This window comes from Streptomyces olivochromogenes (assembly GCF_001514115.1).
Taxonomy (GTDB): domain Bacteria; phylum Actinomycetota; class Actinomycetes; order Streptomycetales; family Streptomycetaceae; genus Streptomyces; species Streptomyces olivochromogenes.
In genome coordinates, this window is sequence record NZ_KQ948451.1 from 1,116,692 (window position 1) to 1,133,272 (window position 16,581).

Annotated in this window: 12 protein-coding genes and 2 pseudogenes; 4 read left to right on the forward strand and 10 right to left on the reverse strand. The window is 71.1% G+C overall.

Annotation, left to right across the window (positions count from 1 at the left end):
* Nucleotides 1–10 precede the first annotated feature (10 nt).
* From AQJ27_RS05100 to pqqA, 6 genes and pseudogenes are all read right to left on the reverse strand, one after another.
* The gene (locus AQJ27_RS05100) at nt 11–796 is read right to left on the reverse strand and encodes a heparin lyase I family protein (RefSeq protein ID WP_067362111.1); all 786 of its coding nucleotides are present in this window, start codon (nt 794–796) and stop codon (nt 11–13) included.
* A 7-nt stretch (nt 797–803) separates the two neighbouring features.
* Nucleotides 804–2,003: a glycoside hydrolase family 88/105 protein gene (locus AQJ27_RS05105; protein WP_067362114.1), complete on the reverse strand. Its 1,200-nt coding sequence runs from the start codon at nt 2,001–2,003 to the stop codon at nt 804–806.
* Nucleotides 2,000–3,085, reverse strand: coding sequence for a pyrroloquinoline quinone biosynthesis protein PqqE (gene pqqE / locus AQJ27_RS05110; protein WP_067362117.1), 1,086 nt, complete (start codon nt 3,083–3,085; stop codon nt 2,000–2,002). Before pqqE ends, AQJ27_RS05105 begins: the two co-directional genes overlap by 4 nt.
* The gene (pqqD, locus tag AQJ27_RS05115) at nt 3,082–3,336 is read right to left on the reverse strand and encodes a pyrroloquinoline quinone biosynthesis peptide chaperone PqqD (RefSeq protein ID WP_067362120.1); all 255 of its coding nucleotides are present in this window, start codon (nt 3,334–3,336) and stop codon (nt 3,082–3,084) included. The genes pqqE and pqqD overlap by 4 nt, the downstream gene beginning before the upstream one ends.
* Before the next feature lie 575 nt (nt 3,337–3,911).
* Nucleotides 3,912–4,622 (reverse strand): annotated as a pseudogene (gene pqqC, locus AQJ27_RS05120) (pyrroloquinoline-quinone synthase PqqC); the annotation flags it as partial.
* 75 nt (nt 4,623–4,697) lie between these two features.
* A pseudogene (pqqA, locus tag AQJ27_RS60765) lies at nt 4,698–4,793 on the reverse strand (pyrroloquinoline quinone precursor peptide PqqA); the annotation flags it as partial.
* 366 nt (nt 4,794–5,159) lie between these two features.
* Between pqqA and AQJ27_RS05130 the strand changes: the two are divergent.
* Nucleotides 5,160–5,951 (forward strand): aldo/keto reductase, encoded by a 792-nt coding sequence (locus tag AQJ27_RS05130; protein WP_067362829.1) that lies wholly within the window; start codon nt 5,160–5,162, stop codon nt 5,949–5,951.
* A gap of 236 nt (nt 5,952–6,187) precedes the next feature.
* A complete protein-coding gene (locus AQJ27_RS05135) occupies nt 6,188–6,883 on the forward strand; it encodes a glycoside hydrolase family 75 protein (protein WP_067362125.1) in 696 nt (231 codons plus the stop codon).
* Nucleotides 6,884–6,938: 55 nt separating this feature from the next.
* Here the strand turns inward: AQJ27_RS05135 and AQJ27_RS05140 are convergent, their stop codons facing one another.
* Nucleotides 6,939–7,640, reverse strand: coding sequence for an SDR family oxidoreductase (locus tag AQJ27_RS05140; RefSeq protein ID WP_067362128.1), 702 nt, complete (start codon nt 7,638–7,640; stop codon nt 6,939–6,941).
* 86 nt (nt 7,641–7,726) lie between these two features.
* Nucleotides 7,727–11,338, reverse strand: coding sequence for an nSTAND1 domain-containing NTPase (locus AQJ27_RS55515; RefSeq protein ID WP_159064325.1), 3,612 nt, complete (start codon nt 11,336–11,338; stop codon nt 7,727–7,729).
* 256 nt (nt 11,339–11,594) lie between these two features.
* Between AQJ27_RS55515 and AQJ27_RS05150 the strand changes: the two genes are divergently transcribed.
* Nucleotides 11,595–12,983, forward strand: a complete 1,389-nt coding sequence (locus AQJ27_RS05150; RefSeq protein WP_235613374.1) for a glycosyltransferase family 39 protein — start codon at nt 11,595–11,597, stop codon at nt 12,981–12,983.
* Nucleotides 12,984–12,993: 10 nt separating this feature from the next.
* Here the strand turns inward: AQJ27_RS05150 and AQJ27_RS05155 are convergent, their stop codons facing one another.
* Nucleotides 12,994–13,890: a class I SAM-dependent methyltransferase gene (locus tag AQJ27_RS05155; RefSeq protein WP_067362134.1), complete on the reverse strand. Its 897-nt coding sequence runs from the start codon at nt 13,888–13,890 to the stop codon at nt 12,994–12,996.
* A gap of 139 nt (nt 13,891–14,029) precedes the next feature.
* Between AQJ27_RS05155 and AQJ27_RS05160 the strand changes: the two genes are divergently transcribed.
* On the forward strand, nt 14,030–14,800 hold the full coding sequence (locus tag AQJ27_RS05160; protein ID WP_201264221.1) for a phytanoyl-CoA dioxygenase family protein: 771 nt from the start codon (nt 14,030–14,032) through the stop codon (nt 14,798–14,800).
* Nucleotides 14,801–14,828: 28 nt separating this feature from the next.
* Here AQJ27_RS05160 and AQJ27_RS05165 read toward each other — a convergent pair whose 3' ends face one another.
* Nucleotides 14,829–16,544: a glycoside hydrolase family 6 protein gene (locus tag AQJ27_RS05165; protein WP_067362137.1), complete on the reverse strand. Its 1,716-nt coding sequence runs from the start codon at nt 16,542–16,544 to the stop codon at nt 14,829–14,831.
* Nucleotides 16,545–16,581 lie beyond the last annotated feature (37 nt).

Genomic DNA, 16,581 nt, shown 5'->3' on the forward strand with positions numbered 1-16,581 from the left:
GAACGGCTCCTCATACCAGTTGGTAGCCGCGCAGGTCGGTCAGCAGCAGGTAGCAGTCCTGCAGGGACCCGGAGGTGTCGCCGAGGGACCGGTAGATGCCCCACTTGGGGCGCACCCGGTCGGCGAGGAAGGTGTCGACGCCCGACTTGGACGCGTCGATGACGGTGGTGGAGCCGTTCTTGAGGATCCAGCGGAGGGTGCCCGCGGAGCCGTTGCCGACCTTGATCTGGAAGTCGACGTCGATCCATTTGTTCTGCAGCGGCTCCAGATCGGTGCGGCCGATGAGGATGTCGTCGATCGCGAGCTTCAGCTCGATGGTCTGCACCCCGTTCACCCGGCGCAGTGACTGCACCACGATCGGCGAGGTGCCGGTGCCGGGCTGCTTCATCTGCATGATGTGGGTGAAGGTGGTGGTCGCCTTCAGCGAGCTCGGGATGTACATCGAGTACGTGACCCGCCAGGTCTGGCCCACGGTCCACTTGAGGTAGTCACTGCCGCTCCCGTTGCGCAGGCCCGTGACTTCCTGGCGCTGGCGGTCCGTCGAGGTGTCGCGGTCGACGGTGTGCATGTTGAAGCGCCAGTTGTCGCCGGTGGCGAAGATGTGCGGCCGGCCCGCGGGGTGCGAGTCGGCGCGGTCGTCCTCGATCGTCTCGAAGGCGCCGAGCTTGTCGCCGCTCGCCGACGGGGACCACTTCAGCTGCCAGGAGGCGGCGTGGGCGGCGGTGGCCGTCGCCGGGATGCCGACCGCGGCGCCGCCGAGCGCCGCGCCGAGCAGGGTCCTTCTGGTGGTGCTCATGGCTGACTCACCTCGTCCTGAGTGGGTGGGCTGTGAGCTGTTCGTTCATGATCAGAAAGGCGCCGAGGCCGTGGAAGTCGTTCGTGGCCCGGTCGCGGGCGATGTAGTACGCGTAGTCGCCGACATTGGTGCCGATGGAGATGTCGGTGAGGTTGGTGCGGCCGTCGGAGCCGACCGAGATCCTGGCGAGGACGCCCTGGTATCCGCGCCCGGCCACGGACGCGTAGTGCGGGTCGAGGTAGCCCTGCTGGGCGCCGCGTGAGAGGGCGTAGGTGAACATGCTGGAGCAGGACGTCTCGGTCCAGTTGTCGCTGCGGGAGCCCTTGTCGATCACCTGGAACCAGCGGCCGGTGGCCGGGTCCTGGTACTTCTCCAGACCTGCGGCCAACCTCCTGAAAATGCTGACGAGTTGGGGCCGTCTGGGGTGGTTGACCGGGATCGCGTCGAGCACGTTGACGATCGCCATCGCGTACCAGCCGACCGCCCGGCACCAGTGCTCCGGGGCGAGACCGGTCGCCGGGTCGGCCCAGCCCGCCGTCTTCGACTCGTCGTAGGCGTGCTTCAACAGGCCGTTCGCCACCTGGAGATGGTTGCCGTAGACGTAGAGCTGCTTGGCGGCCTCGTCGTTCGCGTAGGTCGTGTCCCCGAACTCCTTGCCGTACTCGACGAGGAACGGGTTCACCATGTAGACGCCGTCCGACCAGAGTTGATGGGCCCGGCTGCTGGTGTCGGCGTGCCAGAAGCCTCCGTCGGAGGTGCGCGGGTAGGTGTTCAGACGGCTTCGGATCTTCAGGGCCGCCTTGCGGTAGCGGTCCTGGCCCGTCTCGTGATGCAGGATCGTCAGCAGCCGGCCCGCCTGCATGCTGTCGAGGCTGTTGAAGCTCTGGCCGATCGAACCGTCGCTCGACACGAAGCGGTCGACATAGCTCTTGATGTAGGTGAGATAGCGGGCGTCGTGCGTGCGCCGGTACGTGAGGTACTGGCCGTAGAGGTACAGCCCGACCGGGTACGACCAGCCGCCGATCGTGCTCGGGGTGTAGCGGGCCATGGTCGAGTCGATCAGGGCGACGGACCAGTCCTGGGCGGCGGCGGGCCTTCCCACAGGCGCTTGGGGTAAAGGTGCCGGGGGTGCGGTGGCGGCCACCGTGGTCAGGCCGGCGGTGGTGAGCACGCCCGCCATCAGCGCTGCCCGCAGTCGTCGTCTCATGTTCCTCCCTCTCGGTAGGCGTAGGCGGAGTTCCTGAGCGGGGCCTCGTCGACGAGCGCGCGGACGAGGTGGTGGTCGGGTGCGTGGCGGCAGGCCGGGTCGGTGCGGGAGGCGTCGCCGGTGAGCGCGTACGCCTGGCAGCGGCAGCCACCGAAGTCGGTCGTGCGCAGGGCGCAGCCGCGGCAGGGGTCCGGCATCCAGGTCTCGCCCCGGTAGGCGTTGAAGGCCTTCGACTCTCGCCAGATCCAGTCGAGCCGGTGTGCGCGCACGTTGGGCGCGTCGAGTGCGGGGAGTGTCGCGGCGGAGGGGCACGGGAGGGCGGTGCCGTCCGGGGCGACGGTGAGGGAGACGGCGCCCCAGCCGCCCATGCAGGGTTTCGCGGTGGCGTCGAGCAGGTCGGGGGCGACCCAGACCAGCTCCAGGGAACCGGTGAGTTGTTCGCGGCGGCGGCGCACGGTGACGCGGGCCCGTTCGACCTGGTCCCGGGTCGGCAGCAGGGCGGTGCGGTTGCGGGCGGCCCAGCCGTAGTACTGCGTGTGGGCGAGCTCGATCCGGTCGGCGCCCCAGGCGAGGGCGAGCGTGATCAGGTCGTCCACGGCGTCGATGTCGGCCCGGTGCAGCACGACGTTCAGACCGAGTGGCAGCCCTGCCGCCCGTACCAGCCGTGCGGCGCGCTCCTTGGCGCTGAACACGCGTGCTCCCGCGATGAGTTCGGCGGCCTGGGGATCGGTGTGCTGCACGGAGAGCTGGACGCAGCGCAGTCCCGCCTCCAGCAGCTCCGCGAGCCTTCGCTCGTGCAGGCCCACACCGCTGGTGACGAGCTGGGTGTAGAGGCCCGCTGTGTCGGCGGCGGCGACGATCCGGGCGAGATCGCGCCTGAGGAGGGGTTCGCCGCCGGACAGGTGGGTCTGGACAACACCCAGGTCAGCGGCTTGACGAAAGACGTCGGTCCATTGTTCGGCGGTCAGCTCTCTTGACCGACTGATCAGTTCGACGGGGTTGGAGCAATACGCGCAGCGCAGCGGGCAGCCGTGGGTGAGTTCGGCCAGCAGGGCCCAGGGGGGATCGACGGTCGCGGTCATCGCAGCCAGCCTTCCTCGTGCAACGCCGAGAGGAATCGGGGCACTTCGTCGGCGACCGGCGCGCCGGGGAACCGTTCGGCGAGCGCGGCGACGATCTCGGGCACCTCGCGCCTGCCGTCACAGAGCCGGACGACACTCCCTGCATGGCCGCGCAGCACGACGACGCGTTCGGGCATGAGCAGCAAGTCGGTGTCGCGGACGGGATCACGACGGAGCATCACATGGCGGGCGAGAACGGGACGCCAGGTCATGGCGGGCTCCCTGCGGGGCCGGGCACCACCGGGGTGTCCGTCTGCACGGGTGCACCGGGGTGGCGGGCCGGGACCTTCGCCGGCATCGACACACCCAAGGTCCCTGCCTGCGCCGCCGCACCCGAGGTCCCTGCCTGCGCCGCCGCGCCCGAAGCCCCGGAAGCCACGTCGCCGCCGGCCACGTCCCGCGCGGCGCGGGGACGCCGCTGCGCGGGCCCGCGCACACGCGGACTCGCCACCGAATCCGACGGACCCGGCGAGACGGCCCCGGGCGGGATATCCCCTGACGCCGACTCAGATATGAGGGGCGAGGTATCTTCCGGCGCGCGCTCGGACGCGGGCGGTGAGGCATCTCCCGACGCGCGCTCAGACACGAACGCCGAGACATCCCCCGACGCATGCTCAGACACGAGGAGCGAAGCATCTCTGGGTACACCTTCAGACACCAGGGACAAGGCATCCCCCAGTACACGCTCGGACACAAGCCGCGAGGCATCCCCCGGCGCGCCCCCAGACACGACAGACAAGGCATCCCCCGACACCCCGTCCGCCGTGCCCGTCGGCAAGGAGTCGCTCGCCGAGTCCACCGCGTCCAGGAGCGCCCACAGCACCTCGCACTTGAACGTCAGCGCCGCCACGGCCCGTTCCTGCTGTTCACGGGTGCGGGCCCAGCCCTGGACCAGGGCGAGCGCCTCCTCGCTGTCACGGCCGCCCTGCCCGATGCGGGTACGGAAGTACGCGAGCCCTTCCGCCTCGATCCAGGGGTAGTACCGCTCGAACGCGGCGATCCGCGTGCGCATCAGCCCTGGTGCGGACAGCTCCGTGAGGGAGGCGGCGACCGCGTCGAGCGCAGGGCGCAGGCGGCAGAAATTGACGTAGCCCTCGACCGCGAGGCGGACGCCGGGCAGCACCCGGGCGGTGTCCCACAGCGCCGGCCGTTCGAGGCCGGCGGCCTCGCCCAGCCGCAGCCAGCGTTCGATGCCGCCCTGACCGGCGGCCGTGCCGTCGTGGTCCTGGATCCTGCGGACCCACGCCCGCCGCAGTGCGGGATCGTCGAACTTGGCCAGGATCAGGGCGTCCTTGACGGGGATGTGGCGTTGGTAGTGGAAGCGGTTGATGATCCAGCGGCGCAGCTCGGCCGGGGTCAACTCGCCTTGGCGCATACGGACGTTGAAGGGATGGCGGTCGTGGTAGCGGTCCTCGGCGACGGCACGCAGCCGCTCGGTGAACTCGGCGGTTCCCCAAGGGGCCGCGCCACCGTCGTCGCGCACCGGTGTCGCGGTCATGGTTCGACAGCCGTGGGGCTAGGCCGTACGTGCCGGGTGCGGCCCGGCGGGTGCCGGTTCGGCCACCGGGCCCAGGCGGTCGCCGAGGGCGTACGCGGTGACCTCCAGGGCGGTCTCGACGACTTGATACCCGGGGGTCTCCCAGACCCTTTCCTCCGATGTTTCCCGAATGACCTGCTCCGCGCGGCGGCCTTCGAGGGCGCTCTTGTTCATGTGCGCATACCTGCTTTCCTGATGGGTGGGGGGTGTAGAGCCCAGACAGGTGCTGGTGTTCACATGCGTGCACCGAGTTCATGAACCCGTTCGGTGACGCCCTACAGAGTGGTCGGATGACGGAACCCGGTCAATGGTCCGGACCGATAAGGTCGGATCCATTTCCGGCCAATCTCCGACCCTCACCAGGAATCCACGGCAAATCCGCCGGTCAGGAATGCATAACGGCCGGTGATCGTTGACCATGGGAGTACCAACCGACGACTTAAGGATCGAGAGCTCGTGAGCAAGGTCCCCCCGATCATCCTGAACAACGGCGTCGAGATGCCGCAGCTGGGCTTCGGTGTCTGGCAGGTCCCGGACGACGAGGCGGAGCAGGCCGTCGCCACGGCGCTGGAGTCCGGATACCGCAGCATCGACACCGCGGCGATCTACGGCAACGAGGAGGGCACGGGCAAGGCCATCGCCGCCTCCGGCATCGCCCGTGAGGAACTCTTCGTCACCACCAAGCTCTGGAACAGCGACCAGGGGTACGACTCGACGCTCCGCGCGTTCGACACCTCCCTGGAGAAGCTCGGCCTGGACTACCTCGACCTGTACCTGATCCACTGGCCGCTGCCGACCCGGGGCAAGTACATCGACACGTACAAGGCCTTCGAGAAGCTCTACTCGGACGGCCGGATCAAGGCCATCGGCGTCTCCAACTTCTACCCGGAGTACCTGGAGGAGCTGATCGAGGCGACGTCCGTCATCCCGGCCGTCAACCAGATCGAGCTGCACCCGCACCTCCAGCAGCACGCGGTCCGCGAGTACCACGCGCAGCAGGGCATCGCCACCGAGGCATGGTCCCCGCTCGGCTCGGGCAAGGGCCTGCTGGAGGTCCCGGCGATCATCGCCATCGCCCAGAAGCACAACCGCACCCCGGCCCAGATCGTGCTGCGCTGGCACATCCAGCTGGGCAACGTCGTGATCCCCAAGTCCGTGACCCCGTCCCGGATCAAGGAGAACATCGACGTCTTCGACTTCTCGCTCGACACCGAGGACATCGCGGCGATCAGCGCGCTGAACGAGGACCGTCGCGTGGGTCCCGACCCGGCGACGTTCGACATGGGCTGAGCCCGACCCTCAGGGGCTGACCTGCCCCGACCCCGCCGTCGGCCCGGACGCGCACCGCGTGTCCGGGCCGACGGCGTCTTCCCACGCACGCGCCGACGCGCATCCACACCCCTCCACGGCGGTTTCAGTCTCTGGACCGGACCAACTCCGCCGGAGGGCTTGACGCGGTCATGCAAGAGGGCCACCTTGTAGCGCAACCCGGTAAGGAAACTTTCCTAACAGAAGGGTCCCCCACAGTGCGCTCTCGAACACTGACCCTCGCGGCCGTCGCCGGTGCCGCGCTCCTCGCCACCGCGGCGCTCCCGGCCAGCGCGTCGGGCTCCGTCACCCCCCGTTCCGCCCAGGAGGGTTCGGTCAGCGCGGCCGACCTGCTCGCCAAGGTGACGTCCTGTTCGCAGATATCGAACGGCAAGTACAAGACCGACGACGAGACCTCGGCCACCATCCCCGTGTGCGGCAAGAACGGCGCGGTGTTCTGGAAGGCCGACATGGACATCGACTGCGACGGCCAGGTCACCGGCAAGTGCAACGGCGACGCCGACCCCTGGTTCCAGGACGACACGGCGTTCCACCAGTCCGACGGGAAGCCGCTGCGCGCCGAGTCGCTGCCGTATGTCGTCGTGCCCAGCACCAGCAGCATCTGGAAGTACACGAGCTACGGCATCAAGGGCGGCGGTGTCGTCGCCGTGATCTACAACAACAAGGTCGAGTACGCGGTGGTCGGCGACACCGGGCCCACGAAGATCATCGGTGAGGCGTCGTACGCCACGGCGAAGGCCCTCGGTATCGACCCCGACCCTGCCACGGGCGGGGCCGACTCCGGCGTGACGTACATCCTGTTCAAGAACTCCCAGGTGTCGCCGATCGAGAGTCACAGTGCGGCGGTGTCGCTCGGGGACTCGTTGGCGAAGCAGTTCCTGCAGAACAACTGAGGTCTCCGTAACAACTGCGGTTTCCGCAACGACTGAGGTGCCCGCGGGTCCGACGTCAGTTGGGCTGGCCGATCGGACGTACCACCACGGTGTTCACATCGACGCCCGACGGCTGTCCGATCGCCCAGACGATCGACTCGGCGAGCTGGTCCGCCGTCAGCAGATGACCGGGTGGCAGACTCCCGTAGCTGTCCCAGAACGGGGTCTCCACCCGGCCCGGCGAGATCAGGGTCACGCCGACACCGAACTCGGTCACCTCGCGGCGGGCGTTCTCGGCGAGCCCGGTCACGGCCCACTTGGTGGCCCCGTAGATGTTGCCGGGGCCGTGGACGTGGCCCGCCACACTCCCGACCAGCACGATCCGGCCCCGCGTCTCCTTCAGGGCGTCGATGGAGGCCCTGATCAGCAGCGCGGGACCCAGCACATTGGTCAGCACCATCTCGGACCAGCCCGCCGGATCACCGCCGGCGACGGTGTCGTGCGTGGCGAAACCCGCGTTGGCGACGACGGTGTCGAGGCGCCCGAACTCCTTGAGCGTCAGCTCGACCGCGGCCAGCACCTGGTCGTAATCGGCCGCGTTCCCGACGACCGTCAACAGGCCCTCGGGGTTCCCGAGTTCCTCGGCAAAGGCACGCAGCCGATCCGCACCCCGGCCGGTGACCGTGACCCGGTGGCCGGCATCGAGCAGTCGCCGCGCGGCCGCGGCGCCGATGCCGCTTCCGCCACCGGTGATGAGTGCGACAGGTGAGTCGGTCATGGATACCCCCGCTTGTTGTATGACGACCAGCGGGAGTACATCACTTGGAGCTCCCTCGAAGTCAAGGCCGGCACCGCCGACCTCCCTCAACACGTCTTCCGGTAGGGCACGTCGGGCAGATATCTGCGCCACTCGGCCCGGGTCGCCCCGCCCCCCGCCCGGGCACACACATCGGCCACCGCGCGGTCCGGCGCCAACTTCACCGAACGCAGAGGAAGATGAGCTGTCGCGATGCGCAACTCCCCTGCACCCGGGGTGAATCCGATCGCGAGGACGGGTCCGTCACCGGTCGGCAGGGTCGCTCCCGCCAGTCGCGGGGACGCCGTCTCCCACACATGGACCGAGCCGTCGTCCCGGCTCGCGGCCAGCAGCGAGCCGTCGGCCGAGAAGGCCAGGGCGGGCCGCTCGACGGTGGAGTCGGCGACTGCGAGGACGGCGATCCGGTGCCGGGCGCCCGCGTCCCACAGGGTGAGGCGTCCCTGGGTGTCGGCGGCGGCCAAGAAGCGTCCGTCGGGGCTGAAGACCGCGGTGCGCAGGAGATCCTCACCCTCGAACCCCCTCCTGCGCCTGCCCGTCTCGACATCGATCAGGACTCCTTCGGCGGTCACGACCGTACGCCCTGCCGGGTCGATCGCGGCGGGGCCTTCGCTCCGTCTTCCGACGACGTGGGAGACGGGGTGCGCGCCCTGACGGGTGACGCGGATCCCGTCGCGGGTGCTGACGGCGGTGTGCACCGTGCCGTCCGCGGCGACGGCACGCACCGCGGGCCGCACCGCGGGTTCGGCCGACTTCCCGTCGGCGTCGAACGCGGCGTCGGTCCGCGCCTTCTTCCGCCACGCCGTACTGATGAGCCCGTGCAGCGAGAGGGTGCGTACGACTCCCGCCCGGGAACCTTCGCGGTAGCGCAGCACACCCTCGCGCGGGTCGAGCCGGATGTCGGTGACGGCGGGGGTCTCGACGGGGAACGTGATGAGCGGTCGGCGCGGCCCGCCGTCCGCCGGGGCCGGGCTGTCCGTACGCCACAGGGCCAGGCCGGCCGAACCCCGGCTGAGGGCGTAGGCGCCCGTGGGGTCGAACTCCACCGAGCTGACGCCCTCGCCGGGCATCGGCAGCAGGGGACGTCCCCGGTCGGCATGGAAGTCCCAGGTGACGACGCCGTCCGTGGTTCCCGCGGCCAGCGCGCGGTTGTCGGGGGTGAAGGTCAACTCGTCCGACCGGCACAGCAGCCGCTGCGTCCGCGCGGGCGGATCGGTCACGACCCGGCGCCGCTCGACGACGTCCCAGACGCGCAGTTGTTCACCGTCGTGGGTGCACCAGGCCAGGAACCGGTCGTTCGCGCTCAGTACCGGCAGCGGTCCGTCCGGATCGCCCCCTGGATACCGGAGGAGGACCCGCTCCCGTCGTACGTCCCACACCTCGACCGTGGCCCGCTCGTCTCCGGTCCCCCGCCCTCCGCGCCGTACGACGAAGGTGCGTCCGCTCGGCCCGAACGCCCCGTCGGTGTCGGTCCAGGGTCCCGGCGCGATGCGGTGGCTCTCGCCGTGGGACAGGTTCCTGACCGTCGCGCCGTCACGGCCGCGGTACGCGATCCAGCGTGCGTCGGCGCTGACGTCGGTGATCCCCTCCGAAAGACCGGGCAGCGCGACCTCACGCAGTTGCCGCTGACGGCTTACGTCCCACTGAACGACCTTGTCCCGTACGACCGTTGTGTAGATCCGGCCGTCCGCGCTGAGCCAGTACGGCGCGTTGAGGGCGCGGATCTGTGCGGGTTGGGTGAAGGCGGCCTGGTCGCTCTGGGCGGCGGCCGTCCGGACCGCCTCGCGTGTCTCGGGCAGGTCCGCGGTGCGCCAGGCCGCGAGCGCGAGGCGCATCGCCGTGCGCGGATCCGTCGCCCTGAGCGTGTCCGCGAAGACGGCGACCCGGCGGGCCTCCGCCTCGTCCCGTTGCCGTGCGCTGGCCCCGCTCTGCCGCCAGGCGGCCACACCGGCCACGACGGCGAGGCAGAGCAGCACGGCGAGGGACATGGTCAGACTCCGCAGACGGCGGGCCGCACGGGCGGCGGCACGAACACCCGACTCGTACGCCGTCACGCTCGCGGACAGGAAGTCCCGCTCCAGCGGGCTCAACTCCCCCTGTTCGGAGCCGAATTCCTCCCGCGCCGCCGTCAGGCGCACTCCCCGGTAGAGGGCTCCGGCGTCCCGGTCCAGCTGCTGCCAGGTGCCCGCCGCCTCGGTGAGCCTGCGATGCAGCCGCAGCCTTTCGCGGTCCTCGTCCACCCAGCCGCGCAGCCGGGGCCAGGCACTGATCAGGGCCTCGTGCGCGAGGTCGACGGTGTCGCCGTCGACGGTCAACAGGCGTGACGCCACCAGTTGTTCGAGCACCCGCGCCGTGGTGTCGGCTTCCCCCAGTTCGTCGCGGTGGACGGGCCGCCGGGTGTCCTCGGCCCCGTCACCTGGGTTCACCAACCGCAGCAGCAGCGCCCGTACCGCGGCCGCCTCGACGGGGGTGCAGTGCGCGTACACCTCCTCCGCGGTGTGCGCGACGGCGCCCTGGACGCCGCCGATCGCCTCGTACGCGGTCAGCGAGAGGGTACGGGCGCTGCGGCGCCGCCAGATCTCGCGCAGCGCGTGGGCCATCAGGGGCAGGCCGCCCGGCTCGTCGGCCACGTCCGCCACGATGCGGGCGGTGAGGGCGCGTTCGACGACGACCCGTCGCGCGGCGGCCGGCCGGACGACCGCCTCGCGCAGCCGCTGCGGGGTCATCGGCCCGACGAGCAGGGTGGAGTCGCGCAGCGCCTCGGCGAGCGGGCCGTGTTCGGCGCACCGCCCGTAGAAGTCGGCGCGGACCCCGATGATCACGCGCAGTCCGCTGTCCGGGTCCAGTGCCGTGAGCAACCGCTCGATGAACAGGGCCCGTTCACCGGGGTCGCCGCAGAGCGCGAAGAGCTCCTCGAACTGGTCGACGACGAGCAGGGTGTCGCCGGGCGCGTCGTGCGGGACGAACAGCGCGTCATGGGTGCGGGCCGGGTGGGCGCCGGGGGTGAGGATGCGGATGGCGGCGGGGGCCGGAGGGTGCGGGGCGGACAGCGGGGAGGGGACGGCGGACGGAGCGGGCTCGGTGGTCGTGGTCCCGAATTCGGACACGGGGGGCCTGCGTTGTCCGGGGAGCGCTGCGCGCGTCCGTACCGGGGCGGCCGGCTCCGCTGCACTCGCGCCGGCCGATGCGCGCAGCGCCGGTATCAGCCCCGCCCGTAAGAGGGACGACTTGCCGCTGCCCGAGGCGCCGACGACGGCCGACACCCGGCTGCGGCCGACGAGTCGCAGCAGTTCGGCGATCAGGTCGTCGCGGCCGTGGAAGCGGTCCCGGTCGGCGGGCTCGAAGCGGGCGAGTCCCGGGTACGGGCCCTCGGCATCGTCCGGTGCGGGCGTGCCCGCGTCGTCCGCGAGCGCCGCGCGCCAGCGCCGCTCCCACACGGAGGGGTCCCCTCCGCACGCGCTGACGTACGCCAGGAGCACCGGCAGTGTGGGCAGTTTCTCGCCCGCCGCCGCGGCGGACAGTGTGGGCCCCGAGTAGCCCGCCCGACGGGCCATCGCGCGGTAGGTCGGAGCGCCCGCCTCGTCACGGAGCCCCCGCAGCTCGAAGGCGAACCGCGCCGCCGCGCCCTGCGCCGGGTCCAACGGCTTCTCTCGGCGTCCCACCGGTGACTCCCCCCCGTCCGCGGCGGCCCGATCCGTCGGCACCGCTCCCCACCCGCATTGATAGGAGCCCCGCGACGGGGCTGCCCATCAATCGTGCGGCGGCTGGACTCGGCGGTGCACGTCCTCGGGACCCCGTCGGAGGGGACCGCGAGGCATCGCCCACGCGCCGGAGTCAGCCATCGCCACCACACACACTTCCAGACCGCCACTCGTCCCCGCACGGTTGCCGTCGCCCGCCCCACGCACCCCGCTGACGGTGTTCGCCCCCGCCCTGCTCTCGCTCGCCCTCGGGCTGTGGGGCGTACGGCGTGGCGGCAGCATGTGGCGGGACGAGGCGGTGACGTACGACATGGCGCGGCGGTCGCTGCCCGACCTGTGGTCGACACTCGCTGATGCCGACGCCGTACACGGTCTGTACTACCTGCTCATGCACCTGCTGTTCGAGGTCACCGGCGGGCTCGACCCGCTCCTGGTGCTCCGGCTCCCGTCGGTCCTCGCCACGGCCGCGGCGACGGGAACGCTGGCCCTCCTCGGACAGCGGCTGGCCGGGCCCCGCGCGGGTCTCCTCGCGGGGTCCGTCTTCGCGCTGCTGCCGCAGGTCCAGCGGTACGCGCAGGAGGGCCGGTCGTACGCGATCGTGTGCGCGCTGGTCGTGTGGGCGACGTATCTGCTGGTGCGGGCGGTGGCGGGCCGGGACGGCCGGACCTGGATCGCCTACGGCGCGGTGCTGGTGGCCGCCGGGCTGCTGCACGAGTTCGCCGTACTGGCGCTCACCGCGCACGCGGTCGCCGTGCCACGCGCCGCCCGCCGGGCCTGGGCCGGGGCGGCGGCGGTGGTCCTCGTCACGGTGGCGCCGCTCGCCGTCCTGAGTGCGCGGCAGTCGGATCAGGTGTCGTGGATCGGCAGACCGGGCGCCGGAGCGCTCGCGGGGTTCGCGGGAACGGCCGCCGTCGCCCTGGCTTGCGCGGCGATATGCCGATACCCCACCTCGCGCGCGCTCCGGGGCGTCCGGCTGCCCGCCCTCGCGCTCGGGCTCCTCGTCCTGCCCGCCCTGCTGCTCCTGCTGGTCTCGCTGGTCAGCCCCCTGTACGTGGACCGCTATGTGCTCTACGGCCAGAGCGGCACCGCCCTGTTGACCGGCGCGGCGCTGGACCGGCTCACCCGGGCCCGGCGGACCCGCGCGGCGGCGCTGACCTGCGCGGGCGCCGCCGTTCTCGCGCTGCTCCCCGTCACCGTGCAGCTGCGTACACCGCAGAGCCGGGTCGACGACGTGGGCGCGATCGCCCGGGCCGTCGCCGAGGCCGGTGCGCCGGGTGACGGGGTCCTCTACCTGCCGGCGCGACGCCGGGTGTGGTCCCTGCCCGACCCCGGATCCCTGCGCGGGCTGCGCGATCTGGCCCTGGACCACGCACCCGCCGCCTCGCACACCCTGTACGGCACCGAGGTTCCGGCGCCGGTCGTCCGCGCCCGCATGCTCACGGCGGCCCGTATCGTCGCCGTGAGCGATCCCGCGGGACAGCCGCTCGACGCGGCCCCGGGCGAGATCGTCAAACGACGGGTCCTGGCCACGTACTTCGAGACGTGCGGCACGCACCGGGTCCAGGGCGCCCGGGTCACCGTGTACGCACTCCCGGGCACGTGCTGACCGGACGGAACTACTCCGGCTTCACCGCGACGTGCACGGTGTGCGCCGCCAACAGGAAGACGTCCGGCCGGTGGTGGACGCTCGCCTTGTCGTCCGGGTCGAGGAGACGGTCGAGGAGGGCGAGGTCGTCCGCGTCGAGGCCGGCCGCGAGGGCGTCGCGGCGGTGGGTGAGCGAGGTGACGACGAAGGCGCGCGTCTCGTCCGAGACCGGGGCGGGCAGGTCGACGAGGAAGGTACGGCTCGCGGTGTGGCGCAGCCCGACGGCGGTCAGCAGGGCGGGCCAGTCCTCCGTCTCCCGCACCGCTCCGGGCAGTTCGTCCCGCATCCGGCCGAACCACTCGTCGTGGACCGCGTCGATACGGGACTGGAGGCCGGGGCGGCCGATGCCGATGTCGCGCGGGAAGTAGCGCATGGGCAGACCGCCCTCCATGAGGGCGAGGGTGCCTCCGGGCGCCAGGGCGCGTGCGAAACCGGCGAGCGCGGCGCGCTGGTCGCCCACGTGGTGCAGGGACCTGCTCGCCCACAGCAGGTCCGCCGGGTACTCCAAGTCGCCGAGCCCCTCGCCGAGTTCGGCCCGCAAGGTGCTGAGGCGGTCACCGACGCCGAGCCGGTCGGCGCGGGCGCGGGCCCGCTCCAGCAGGGGCTCCACCTCGTCCACGGCCACGACCCGCGCCGCGGGGAAGGTGTCCGCGAGGAGACAGGAGATGACACCGGGGCCGCTGCCCGCGTCCACGATCAGCCCGGTCCCGGACCGCTGGTCCCGCAGCCAGCCCGCCGCCTCGGCGTACTGCGGGCTGAACAGCTCCGCCTCCTGCTCCAGCATGGGGAGCATCTCGGCGAAGTCCATGTGGGTGTGGTCATGAGCGTGCCGGTCGCTCTCGTGGTCGCGGTGGTGGTCGTGTGCCATGGTGGTCCGCCTCTCGTCCGGGTGCGTAGACAGCGTGCTCCCCAGCTCCCGGAAACAGCCAACGATGTTGCTCGAACGGCAAACCCGGCGGCAGAAAAACCTGATGCGTGCGAAGCGGCGCGTCCCCGAGCATGGCCCCATGGACGACGACTTGGTGGAGCGGTTCCTCGAGGACGGGTTCGTGAAGATCGAGGGCGCCTTCCCGCCGCGCGTCGCCGAGAGCTGCGCCCGGCTGCTGTGGAAGGAGACGGGGTACGACCCGGACGACCCCGGCACCTGGAAGGACCCCGTGCACTGGGTGAGCGGCATGGCGCAGGGCCCGTTCGCCGCCGCGGCCAACTCCCCCGCTCTGCACCAGGCCTTCGACCTACTGGTCGGCGAGAGACGCTGGGAGCCGCGCTACGCGCTGGGCAGCTTCCCGCTGCGGTTCCCGCACACGGAGGAGCCGGACGACGCGGGCTGGCACATCGAAGGCAGTTACCTCCCCGACGGCGAGACGCTCTACCACTCCAATCTCCGCTCGCGGGGCCGGGCCCTGCTGATGCTCTTCCTGTTCAGCGAGGTGACCGAGGCCGACGCCCCGACCCGTATCAGGGTCGGCTCGCACCTCGATGTGCCGCCGGTCCTGGAGCCGTACGGCGAGGCCGGGGCCTCGTTCCTCGAACTCGGTCCGAAGGTGGCCGAGGCCTCCGCGCACCGCCCGCTCGCGCACGCCACCGGCCGCCCCGGGGACGTGTATCTCTGCCACCCGTTCCTGGTGCACGCGGCGCAGCCGCACCACGGCACGCGCCCGCGTTTCATGGCGCAGCCGCCGCTGTATCCGGCGGTGCCCTACGAGCTGGAGCGGGCGGACGGCGACTACTCGACGGTGGAGTTCGCGATCCGCCGGGGGCTGGCCCAGGAGGCCTGACCCCCGGCGGATCACCAGGTCGGACGCCCTACAGCGGCGGATACGCGTTCGTCATCAGCTGCTGGAACTGCGCCGAGAACCAGTGCCCCGACAGCGGTGCGTTCGGCAGCGCGCCGGACATGTTGTTGTTGTTCCGGGGGTTGCCCGTGTAGGTCGGGTCGCACATCCGGTCGAAGCCCTTGCCCTCGTCGTTGGCGATGGCGGAGCTGGAGCCGTCGGACTCACCCGGGGGCTTCATCCACACATAGGCGTCGATCCCCGTGGCCGGGGAGGCCTGCGGGCGCTCACCGAGACCGGCACCGGCCTGGTTGCACCAGTTCCCGACGTGGATACGGCGGTCGTAGCGCCCGCCGTCGACGTAGGTGTCGACGCTGGTCGTCGCGCCGGGACCGGTGGGTCGGGCGGTGCCGCCCCAGCCGTTCCTGGAGGTGTCGATCAGCATGCCGATGCCGGAGTTGAAGCCGACCGACACGAGCTGGTTGCGGAAGCCCTGGGCGAAGGACAGCTCGTCGACATAGCGGTTCCAGTCGACCCACTTGGACTGGCGGACGGAGGTGCCGTTCACCGTGTCGTTGATGGTGAAGTTGTTCTCCTTCAGGGCGCTGTAGTTCGCCGTGTTGGTGATGAACCCGGCGACGTCGTCGACCGTGGCGCCCTCGCTGGTGGCCGCCTGCTTGAACAGGGTGGCGGACGGGGCGAAGTTGTCGTCCCAGCCGATCCAGCCGTGGTGACCGGCGTCGAGGTAGTTGTAGACGTTCGGGATCGCGCCGAGCTTGGCCAGCGCGTAGCCCACGCCCTTCACGTAGTTGCCGTTGGCGAGCATCGTGTCGCACTGCGGGGTGGCGGTGGCCCGGCTGCCGGTGTTGGTGACGAGGTTGGGCAGCGAGTCGATCTCGATGGTCGTGACGATCCGCAGCGAGGCGTACTTGCTGTCCGCGAGGATCGCCGCGATCGGGTCGATGAACTGCGTCTTGTACTTGTCGATCTCCGTCGGGCCGAGCTCTCCGTTGGAGGCGAGGGCCGCGCAGTCACGTCCGGGCAGATCGTAGACGACCAGCTGGACGACCTCCTCGCCGCTGCCCTTCTGCGCGAGCGCCGCGTCGAGGTGGGCGCGCAGGCCCATGCTGCCGCTCGCCCCGTTGATCGCGGCGATCCGGTCGAGCCAGACACCGGTGGGCTGGTTGGAGATCCGGCTGCCGCCGGTCTCCGCCGCCGCCTTCGCGGACCACTCCGGGTTCACGTACACCTTGGCTCCGGCGTACGGGTTGTCGACTCTCCCGGAGGGGTCACTGCCCCCTCCGCCGCCTCCGCCACCGCTTCCGTCGTCGACGTTGCAGGTCACCCCGTCAAGGGTGAAGGAGGTGGGCAGCGCGTTGGTGCCGCTGTAGGAGGCGTTGAAGCCGAAGCTGACCGAACCGCCGGTCGCCAGCGTCCCGTTGTAGGTCTCGTTGGCCGCGGTGACGGCGGCGCCGCTCTGGCTGATCTTCGCGTTCCAGCCCGAGGTCACTTTCTGGTTCCCGGCGTACGCCCACTTCACCGCCCAGGAGGACTTGGCGGCGCTGTTGTTGGTGACCGTGACGGCGGCGGTGAAGCCGGTGTCCCACTGGTTCTGCACCTTGTAGTCGACGGTGCAGGGGATGGCGGCGATCCCGGCGGCGTCCGGGGGAACGGCCGCCACGGCCGTTCCCGAGGCGCCGGCGAGCAGGACGAGCGCCCCTAAGAGCGCGGATTTGGTACGACTCATGAGTGCGGGTTCCCATCTCTTCTTGCGCGGGTGTCCG